Consider the following 9,828-nt stretch of genomic DNA (forward strand, 5'->3'; position numbering starts at 1 on the left):
CCGTCTCCCCGTCCCGACGGTCCTGAAATACCCGCAGGTCACAGTACCTGCGGGTATTTTTCATTCCCAAGGCTTGTGTGATCTGTGATCACATATTACTGTGGCGGACACAACAGCAGGCAGTGTCCGGTGTCACAGCACACCGCACGGTCCACTGGCCCCCTATCCCCGCTCCACGAAGGAGAAGTCCCATGACGGACACGACGGACATGAAGGACGCAGTCATCATCGGAGGAGGTCTCGCCGGTCTCTCGGCGGCCTGGCGCCTCCGGAACTGGGACACTCTCGTCCTCGAATCATCCCCCCGCATCGGCGGACGCATCCGCTCCGAGAAGCGGGGCCCGTTCTTCCTCAACTGGGGCGGGCACGTCTTCAGCGGCCCCGGCAGCTCCACCGACGAACTGCTCCGCGAATCCGGCACCCGCTTCGTCGACGTGCCCGGCAACCTCGCCGCCCTGCAGATGAACGGCAAACTGCTGCTCGACGGACCCGCCCAGACCTACCCGCTGCGCGTCCCGCTGAAGCTCAAGGACCGGATCGGCATGTTCACCTCCGGCGCACGGGTGAGCCTGGACGTCATGCGGTACGCCGCCGCCACCCGCCGGCGTCCCGGCGAGAGCGGCGAATCCCGCCAGCAGCGCATCTACGACTTCGAGAACGACCGCTCCTTCGCCGACTACCTCGGGAACATCTCCCCGGAGGCCGAGGCACTGTTCACCCCGACCGTCACCCGGTCCGCCGGTGACCCCGAGCAGATCTCCGCCGGCGCCGGCATCGGCTACTTCAGCCTCGTCTGGAACATCGGCCAGGGTCTCAACCGGTCCATCGCCGGTGGCCCCTCCACCCTCACCGAGAACCTCGCCGCCGCCCAGCAGGGCCGCATCATCACCGAGGCCGACGTGCAGGAACTCACCCAGCACGGGGACCACGTCGTGGTCCGTTACCGCAAGGACGGGGTCGATCACGAGGTCAAGGCACGCACCGCCGTCATGGCCACCCCGGCACCGATCTCCCACCGCATCGGCGTCGACCTGCGCCCCTCCCTGCGGGACGCCCTGTCCAAGGTGCAGTACGGCGCCTACGTCTCCGCCGCCTTCCTCACCAACGAGACCACCCCGAAGGTCTGGGACTCCGCCTACGGCATCGCCACCCCGAAGCGCTCCTTCAACATCGTGCTCAACCAGGGCAACGTCGTCCACGGCCTGTCCGACCGGCGCGGCCCCGGCGGATCCATCATGGTCTTCTCCCCCGCCAGCCTGGCCGACCGGCTGCTGCCGCTCAGCGACGAGGAGATCACCGAGATCTACCACCGCGACCTCGACGAGGTGCTCCCCGGCTTCTCCGACATCGTCACCGAGAGCCACATCCAGCGCTGGCCGCTGGGCGCCCCCTACTGCTTCCCCGGCCGGGCGAAGATCCAGAACGAACTGATGACCCCGGAGGACCGCGTCTTCCTCGCCGGCGACTACCTGGGCAGCCTCTACACCGAGACCGCCATCACCTCCGCCTTCACCGCCGCCCAGCGTGCGGCGAGCATCCTGGCCACCGAATCCCAGTACCGCAACACCGGCGCCGTGGGCGTCACCGACGGCGTCCCGTTCGGTGCCGACGGCTGGCTGCAGCCCGGCACCGCCGCACCCGACACCGCCGGAGCCGCCGACTCCGCCGGTGCAGCCACCGAGGCCCCCGCCCCCGCAACCAACTGAGGAGACCCGACATGACCCTGAAGAACCCCGCCGACCTGCACGGCGTCCTCACCGCCCTGTCCACCCCGTTCGACGCCGACGAGAACATCGACGTCAACCTGCTCAAGACCGTCATCGACCGGTCCGTCGACAACGGCGTGGACGGTGTCGTCGCGGGCGGCTCCACCGGCGAATTCGCCATGATGACCGACGATGAGCGACTGCTGCTCGTCGACACGGTCACCGGACACGTCGGCGGCCGCGTCCCGGTCATCGCCCAGACCGGCGCCACGACCACCGCCCAGGCCATCCGTTTCTCGAAGGCCGCCGAGAAGTCCGGCGCCGACGTCCTCATGCTCGTCACCCCCTACTACGAGCCGCTGACCCTCGCCGAGACCCTCGACTACATCCGCGAGGTCACCTCCCACGTCGAGCTGCCCGTCATGCTCTACAACATCCCCGGCGCGACCGGCGTGAACCTCTCCGCCGACGTCGCCGGTTCCCTCGCCGACGAGTTCGAGAACATCCGCTACATCAAGGACTCGAGCGCCGACTGGGAGCAGGCCCTCCAGCTCATCCACCACCACGGTGACAGGCTCGGCACCTTCATCGGCTGGGACTCCTACATCTACAGTGCCCTCGCCGAGGGTGCGGCCGGCGTCATGGCCGGCGCGGCCAACGTCGTCCCCGCCGAGATCGTCGAGGTCGCCCGCCTCATCGGCGAAGGAAAGCTCGTCGAGGCCCTCGATCCGTGGAACCGGGTCTACCCGGTCATCGACACGATGATCACCCAGCCGTCCTTCATCTCCGCGGTGAAGTCCGGTCTCCGCCACCAGGGTGTGCCCGCAGGCGTCCCGCGCCGGCCGATGGCCGACGTCTCCGCCGAAGCGGACGCCGCCATCGGTGCCGCCATCGCCCGACTCGCAGAATAGGAGAATCCCGTGAACCAGATCCGTCGCACCGACGAGACCCTGCTCCCCGCCGGTGAGCTGCCCACCCTGCAGCACTACATCGACGGCGCCTTCCGCGCCCCGGCCTCCGACGAGACCGTCGCCGTGGTCAACCCCGCCACCGGCGACGAACTCGCCCGCGTGGCGCGCGGCACCGTCGACGAGGTGGACACCGCGGTCGCCGCCGCGTCCGCCGCCCTGCCCGCCTGGCGCGAGACCACACCGAAGGACCGCGCCGACCTGCTGTTCCACATCGCCGAGCGGGTGGAGAAGCACGCCGCCGAGCTGTCCCGCATCGAGTCCGCGAACGGCGGCAAGCCGGCGATGGTCGCCGACGACGATGTCGCCGGTACCGCCGACATCTTCCGGTTCTCCGCCGGCGCCGCCCGCGCCTTCACCGAGCAGGGCGCCGGTGACTACGTCGCCGACCACACCTCGATCATCCTGCGGGAGCCGCTGGGCGTCATCGGTGCGATCGTGCCGTGGAACTACCCGCTGCTCATGGCGGCATGGAAGATCGCCCCGATCCTTGCCGCCGGCAACACGCTGGTCCTCAAGCCGTCCGAGCAGACGCCGCTGAGCATGCTGAAGTTCATGGAGATCGTCGGGGACCTGCTGCCCGCCGGTGTGATGAACGTCGTCACCGGACGCGGTTCCGTGGTCGGCAACCGGCTCTCCGAACACCCCGACGTCGCGATGGTCGCACTGACCGGCAGTGTCGGCAGCGGCCAGGCCGTCGCCACCGCCGCCGGGGACTCCCTCAAGCGCGTCCACCTGGAGCTCGGCGGCAAGGCGCCCGTCGTCATCTTCTCCGACGCCGACCTCGCCGCCGCCGCGGAGGGCGTCCGTGAGGCGGGCTACTGGAACTCCGGCCAGGAGTGCGGCGCCGGCACCCGGGTGCTCGTCCACGAATCCGTCGCCGAGGAGTTCACGAAGCTCCTGGTGGAGCAGGTCTCCAGCTTCATCGTCGGGGACCCCGCCGCCGGTGAGGACGTCGAGATCGGTCCGCTGGTCTCCCAGGGCCACTTCGACCGGGTCGTCGCCGCGATCGACACGGCAGTCGCCGAGGGTGCCACCGTCGCCGTCGGTGGCGGGGCCGTCGAGGGCGCCGGCTACTTCGTGGCACCCACCGTCCTGTCCGGTGTGCAGCCGGGGACGGCCGCCGCGTCCGAGGAGATCTTCGGGCCGGTCGTCACCGTCGAGACCTTCAGCACCGAGGACGAGGCGGTCCGGCGGGCCAATGAGACCCCCTACGGCCTCTCCGCCTCAATCTGGACGACGGACGCCGCCCGGGCCATCGACCTGCCCCGGAAGATCGACGCCGGCACCGTGTGGGTCAACTGCCACCTCGTGCTGGCCAACGATGTCCCGTGGGGCGGGTTCAAGGGTTCCGGCTACGGTCGTGACCTCTCCCTCTACGCGCTGCAGGACTACTCGCGCACCAAGCACGTGCAGATCAACCACGCACGGAAGTAGGGGACACACCAGCCCCCGCCGCACCCGCAGGGCGACCCGGCCTCACCGGCCCGGGTCGCCCTGCAGTCGTTCCCGCACCATCCCGGCGGCATCCCGCGGCGTCCGGAAGCGACTGTGACGCCCGACTCCGACTGACGGCAGATTGATAAACGTCACATATTTTCCTACAGTCAAAAGGTTCGCTTATCGCGAAGCACCTTATCTGGTTATTCAACTGAACAGACGCAGGGAGAGTGTGTGAGCAGACACGACGACACAGACGACATCATCAGCGCCGCCGGAACACCCGACCGCGCCGAACTCGGCGGCAGCACCCGGACCCCACGGGAACAGCGGCAGCACGACAACCGCCCACCCGTCTCCTCCGAGGAACTCTCCCGCGGCGCCGACGAACTCGCCGACCACAAGGTCAACTGGATCGTCCTGGTCATCAGTGCGGCGGTGATCCTCGCCTTCTCACTGTGGGCGATCATCACCCCGGACAACGCCTCCGACGTCATGGCCTCGATCGTCGACTTCATCGCCTCCGGATTCGGCTGGTACTACGTCCTGACCGTCGCAGTCGTCATCGTCTTCGTGCTGTGGGTCGCCCTGTCCCGCACCGGCCGCGTCCGGCTCGGCCCGGACCACTCCCGCCCCTCCTACAGCCTGTTCACCTGGGTCTCGATGCTCTTCGCCGCCGGGGTGGGCATCGACATGCTCTTCTACTCGGTCACCGGACCGATCACCCAGTACATGACCCCGGCGGACGCCGACCCCGAATCCGCGGAAGCCACCCGCGACGCCGTCGTCTGGACCATGTTCCACTACGGCATCAGCGGCTGGGCGATGTACTCGCTGCTCGGCGCGGCGATGGGCTACTTCGCCTTCCGCTGGGGCATGCCGCTGTCGATCCGCGCCGCCCTGTACCCGCTGCTGGGCAGGCGGGTCCGCGGCCGCACCGGCCACACCATCGACATCGTCACCCTCGTCGGCACCGTCATGGGTGTCGCCACCTCGATGGGTATCGGCGTGGTGCTGCTGTCCGTCGGCTTCTCGAAACTGTTCGGCCTGCCCGACGGCCTCGGCCTGCAGATCGCGCTCGTCGCCGTCGCCGTGGTCATCACCGTCGCCGCCTGCACCTCCGGGGTGGACAAGGGCATCCGCCTCATCTCCGAGATGAACCTGTGGGTCGCCGGCGCGATGATCCTCTACATCATCATCGCCGGGAAGACGTCCTTCCTGCTCAACACGATGGTCGCCAATGTCGGCCGGTTCGTGAACACCCTGCCGGAACGCACGATGGAGACCATGGGCTACCAGCCCGACGGTGCCGAGTGGATGGGCGGCTGGACCCTGTTCTTCTGGGCCTTCTGGCTGGCCTGGGGGCCGTTCGTCGGCGTCTTCCTCGCCCGCATCTCCCGCGGCCGGACGCTGCGCGAGTTCATCATCGCCGCCATCACCGTCCCCGTCATCTGCGACTTCCTCATCGTCACGACGTTCGGCAACTCGGCGATGTACGAGGTCCTGCACGGCAACACCTCCTTCGCCGAGGAGGCGATGGATTCGCCGGAGCAGGGCTGGTACTCACTGCTCGAGATGTTCCCCGGCGCGACGTTCATCATCGGCCTGGCGACCCTGTCCGGCCTGCTGTTCTACCTGACCAGCGCGAACTCGGGGGCGATGGTGATGAGCACCTTCTCCGCCTCCATCCCCGACCCCTCCCAGGACGGGCCGAAGTGGCTGCGCATCTTCTGGGCGCTGGTCACCGCGGTGCTCACCGTCGCCATGCTCATCGCCGGCGGCGTCTCCACGATGGAGCACGCCACCCTCATCTTCGCGCTGCCGGTCACGGTGATCGCCTACCTCGTCATGGCGTCCTTCTCGAAGGCGCTGCGCATGGAACGGGTGCAGATGGACGGCACCGTCGCACCCCGGCGCGGCGCCGGCGGCGGCCGGGAACGCACCTGGCGGCAGCGGCTGGCGGGGATGCGCCATTACCCGGACGCCGCGGAGGCCCGCCGGTTCGCCGAGGAGACCGTCGGCCCGGCGATGGCGGAGGTACACCGCGAGTTCACCCGGCTCGGCTACGAGACCTCCCTCACCGAGGGGCAGGACGCCGCCACGGGGCTGCCGACCCACACCCTGCTGGTCGCACTGGAACACCACCGGGGTTTCCAGTATCTCGTGGCCCCGGTCGCCACCCCGGTGCCGTCGTTCGGCGGGCGACGGGCCCAGCCCGAGGAGACCTACTACCGGATGGAGGTCTTCGACCAGACCGGGACGCAGGGCTACGACCTCATGGGTCTGACCGCCCAGCAGGTCGTCGACGACATCATCGACCGCTACGAGTCGCACCTGTCGTTCCTCACCGCCTCGACGGACACGGACACGAAGTCGCGGCTTACCCCGCCCGCCCCGCCGGTCGCCGAGCCGGCCCTCGTCACCGACGGGGAGGAGTAGGTCTACACTCGTCACCGTGAGTTCATCCGGATCCCCTGTCGCGCATCGCGCATGGTGGTGGCTGTCCTAGAGGCAGCCGCCGGATGACCTGAACCCAGATACCGGACGCCGCCTCCCCGCGAGGCGGCGTCCCTCTTCTTTTCCGGTGGGCGCGACTCGTCGGGGCGGGCGGCCCCACGACGAAAGAAGACCCACCATGACGAACACCTCCTCCCTGGCCACCGCACGCCGGCGCAGTGACCGGCTCCGGAACCTCATCGACCACCCGGACTCCACCGATCCGGCGGTCGCCGCCGAGCGGGCGCAGCTGCGCGTCCTCACCGGCGACCGGCCCACCGGACCACTGCACATCGGCCACTACCTGGGGACCGTCCGCAACCGGGTGGAGCTGCAGGACAAGGGTGTGGAGACCTTCCTGCTCATCGCCGACTACCAGGTCATCACCGACCGCGACGCACTCGGCGACATCCGCGGCAATGTCCTCGGACTGCTGGCCGACTATCTCGCCGCCGGGATCGACCCGGCGCGCAGCACCGTGTTCGCCCACTCCGCGGTGCCGGCGGCGAACCAGCTGATGCTGCCGTTCCTGTCGTTGGTCACCGAGGCGGAGCTGCACCGCAATCCGACGGTGAAGGACGAGCTCGCGGCGAGCATGGCGAAGAACGGTCGGCCGATGTCCGGGCTGCTGCTGACCTACCCGGTGCACCAGGCCTGCGACATCCTGTTCTGCCACGGCAATGTGGTGCCGGTGGGTCAGGACCAGCTGCCGCACATCGAGCAGGCGCGGGTCATCGCCCGCCGGTTCAACGAGCGGTACGCCGGCGGGGAGCAGGTCTTCACCGAGCCGGAGGCGTTGCTGACCTCCTCGCCGATGATCACCGGCACCGACGGGCGGAAGATGAGCAAGTCGCGGGGCAACACGGTGCCGCTGGGCGCGACCGCCGACGAGACGGCGAAGATCTTCCGGAAGGCCGTGACCGACGGGGAGCGGCGGATCACCTTCGACCCGGAGCGGCGTCCCGAGGTGGCGAACCTGCTGACGATCGCGGCGGAGTTCACCGGACGCCCCGCCGCGGAGATCGCGGAGAGCATCGGGGACGCCGGTGCCGGGGAGCTGAAGCGGGTGGTGACCGAGGCGGTCAACGACGGTCTGGCGGGGCACCGTGCGCGGCGCGCGGAGCTCATCGCCGATCCGGGGTACCTGCTGTCGGTGCTGCGGGAGGGCAACGCCCGGGCCAACGAGGTCGCGGACGCCACGCTGGCCCGGGTGCGGGAGGCGATGGGGACGGTGTACTGAGGAGTGCTCCCCCTGCCGGATGCCTACTTCACGTGGGAGACAGCCTGGATGTCGCGGTTTCTTCCGGCGAAGTAGCGGCTGTGGGTCCGCTTGACGGCGTCGAGGTTCTCGGCGCTGATCGTGGCGACCTCCACATCATCGTCTCCCCGGTGCTCGTCCTCCAGCTCGAACTGGCGCTGGATCGCCTCCCGTGGTTCCCCGAACTCCTCGACCGACAGTGCACCGTTACTGCGCCGGTACTCCATGACGTACACCAGGTCAGTCACAGTCATCGCTGTGCCTCCTTCAGTCTCCGGAAGTGGTCTTCCGCATAGGACAGCAAGTCTACCAGGGCGTTTCTGTGCCTCACGATGAATTCCCGGTAAGCCTTCACCCCGCCGAACACCTGGAGCCCGGGGTCGACCGGTACCACGGACTCACGCTGAGCGTCCTCCCAAACCTGGACCGACTTTTCCCATTCATACGTCGAGTCCGAGGTCATCTGCATCCAGGTGACGACGCCCGCCATCGGCCCACTCAGCGAGTTCTCCCCGTACCGCACCTCCCGGCCGGTGAGGTCGGCGAGCAGCTCATAGGCGTTGGCCCACTGTGCCTGTGTCTCGGTCCGGAGCTGCACCTCGGTGCGTCCTGCCTCCGCCGTGACATGCAGGTGGACCGCCCGGTATCCGCTGTGCGGCACGTCGAGGATCTCCTTCACCCTGACACTTCTCGCGCCGGCCTTTTCGAATGCCTCCACCACTGCGGCGACGGCGTCCGCCTGTTCGCGGAGTCCACCGCGCAGCGTGACCCGCGCACCCGCGAAGTCCTGCATCTGCGACAGCTTCATGGACTGCCGCTGCAGCTTCTGCCGGGTCGAGATCTCCGTCTTCACCCGCTTGGTGATGCTGAAGTACCCGATATCCGCTCCGGACAGGGCAGACTCCAGGATTCCCTTGACCTCGTCGAGCAGGTGGAAATGCCAGGCCCTGATGTCAGTCGCCAGTTCCCTGTCGAACTCCGTCCCGTCACGGATCGAGCGGCCGTACCTGTCCATGTCTCCCCTGGACCACGGGTGCTTCTCGGTGAGCATCGGGGTTCTCCTCCCCCACTGCGCCGAACCCTTCGGCGCTCCGGGTGGTACGCACCCTATCTCCCCCGGCGGACAGGAGCGCGCCGGCTATACGGGACGCCGGACGCTGCGCCACCGGCCGGTCGCCACCGGCTCGGCGACGAACATGCTGCGGTGGACAGGGGCGACAACAGGACGGGACCCGGCAGGGGAACTCACCGGGCGGGCGGGTCGGCGGAAACGGTTGCGGAGATGGCGGGGCACGGGTCGGGTCCTCTCTGATGGGGGTCGTTTGGGGGTCGTTCTCGGTGACGGCCCCCAGTGTCGGCGTCGCGGCTGACACCTCCCCGACGGAAACCCACGATGTGCCGGACGGTCCGCTGCCGGTTCGCTGGCAGCACCGGTCACCGTGCGTTTCAGCACCGACCCCGCCACCGGCGACACGACCGCGACGGTGAACCCCCGGTACTTCACCGGGATCATCCTCCCCCTTCCACAGGTCGCCGACCACCAGTACCGGACGGCGGTCATGGTGCAGGACGCCCTGTCGACCGCCTCCCCCGCACACCCCACCCTGGTCACGCGCATCCAGGCGTCCCGACGGGAGCACGACCGGAGCTGGCTGTCGTCCTTCACCGTCTTCACCGTCACGATGCTGGTCGTGCTGGGAATCATCGGGTTCTTCACCGGATGGCCCGTGTGGACGACAGCCGTCGCAGCGTTCGCCGGCGGGCTCGTCGGCAGCGGATTGCGCGGACTCTCCAACCGGCCGGCGAAGGACCGGCAGCCCCCGGTCATCACACTGTCCTAGGTGTACTTCCCGGGGAGGTCGGTGGAACGAACCCAGGTGCTGCTCCGGGGCGGATTTTTCGACCTGCCGGTTCGTGATCTCGACATGGGGCCGGGCCGTCGACCTGTCGGTTCGTTCCG

The 9,828-nt window shown here is 68.7% G+C and carries 8 protein-coding genes; 6 read left to right on the top strand and 2 right to left on the bottom strand.

Annotation, left to right across the window (positions count from 1 at the left end; all coding sequences use genetic code 11):
- Window positions 1-191: 191 nt before the first annotated feature.
- From FSW06_RS07760 to trpS, 5 genes are all read left to right on the top strand, one after another.
- Window positions 192-1,706, top strand: a complete 1,515-nt coding sequence (locus FSW06_RS07760) for a protoporphyrinogen/coproporphyrinogen oxidase (RefSeq protein WP_010121090.1) — start codon at window positions 192-194, stop codon at window positions 1,704-1,706.
- An 11-nt stretch (window positions 1,707-1,717) separates the two neighbouring features.
- Entirely contained in the window at window positions 1,718-2,617 is a 900-nt protein-coding gene (locus FSW06_RS07765; RefSeq protein ID WP_010121092.1) for a dihydrodipicolinate synthase family protein, read from the top strand.
- Window positions 2,618-2,626: 9 nt separating this feature from the next.
- Complete coding sequence (locus FSW06_RS07770; protein ID WP_010121094.1) at window positions 2,627-4,111, top strand: aldehyde dehydrogenase family protein; 1,485 nt, start codon at window positions 2,627-2,629, stop codon at window positions 4,109-4,111.
- A gap of 237 nt (window positions 4,112-4,348) precedes the next feature.
- Window positions 4,349-6,553, top strand: coding sequence for a choline BCCT transporter BetT (gene betT / locus FSW06_RS07775; RefSeq protein WP_010121095.1), 2,205 nt, complete (start codon window positions 4,349-4,351; stop codon window positions 6,551-6,553).
- Between the two features lie 196 nt (window positions 6,554-6,749).
- Entirely contained in the window at window positions 6,750-7,850 is a 1,101-nt protein-coding gene (trpS, locus tag FSW06_RS07780) for a tryptophan--tRNA ligase (protein ID WP_010121097.1), read from the top strand.
- A gap of 23 nt (window positions 7,851-7,873) precedes the next feature.
- Here trpS and FSW06_RS07785 read toward each other — a convergent pair whose 3' ends face one another.
- Both FSW06_RS07785 and FSW06_RS07790 read right to left on the bottom strand, forming a co-directional pair.
- Complete coding sequence (locus FSW06_RS07785) at window positions 7,874-8,122, bottom strand: hypothetical protein (RefSeq protein WP_010121099.1); 249 nt, start codon at window positions 8,120-8,122, stop codon at window positions 7,874-7,876.
- Window positions 8,119-8,919, bottom strand: coding sequence for a nucleotidyltransferase family protein (locus tag FSW06_RS07790; protein WP_010121100.1), 801 nt, complete (start codon window positions 8,917-8,919; stop codon window positions 8,119-8,121). The genes FSW06_RS07785 and FSW06_RS07790 overlap by 4 nt, the downstream gene beginning before the upstream one ends.
- Window positions 8,920-9,307: 388 nt before the next feature.
- On the opposite strand from FSW06_RS07790, the gene FSW06_RS07795 reads away from it, so the two are divergent.
- Window positions 9,308-9,709 (top strand): hypothetical protein, encoded by a 402-nt coding sequence (locus FSW06_RS07795; protein ID WP_010121101.1) that lies wholly within the window; start codon window positions 9,308-9,310, stop codon window positions 9,707-9,709.
- Window positions 9,710-9,828: the final 119 nt, after the last annotated feature.

The sequence above is a fragment of the Corynebacterium nuruki S6-4 genome (genome assembly GCF_007970465.1).
Taxonomy (GTDB): Bacteria; Actinomycetota; Actinomycetes; order Mycobacteriales; family Mycobacteriaceae; genus Corynebacterium; species Corynebacterium nuruki.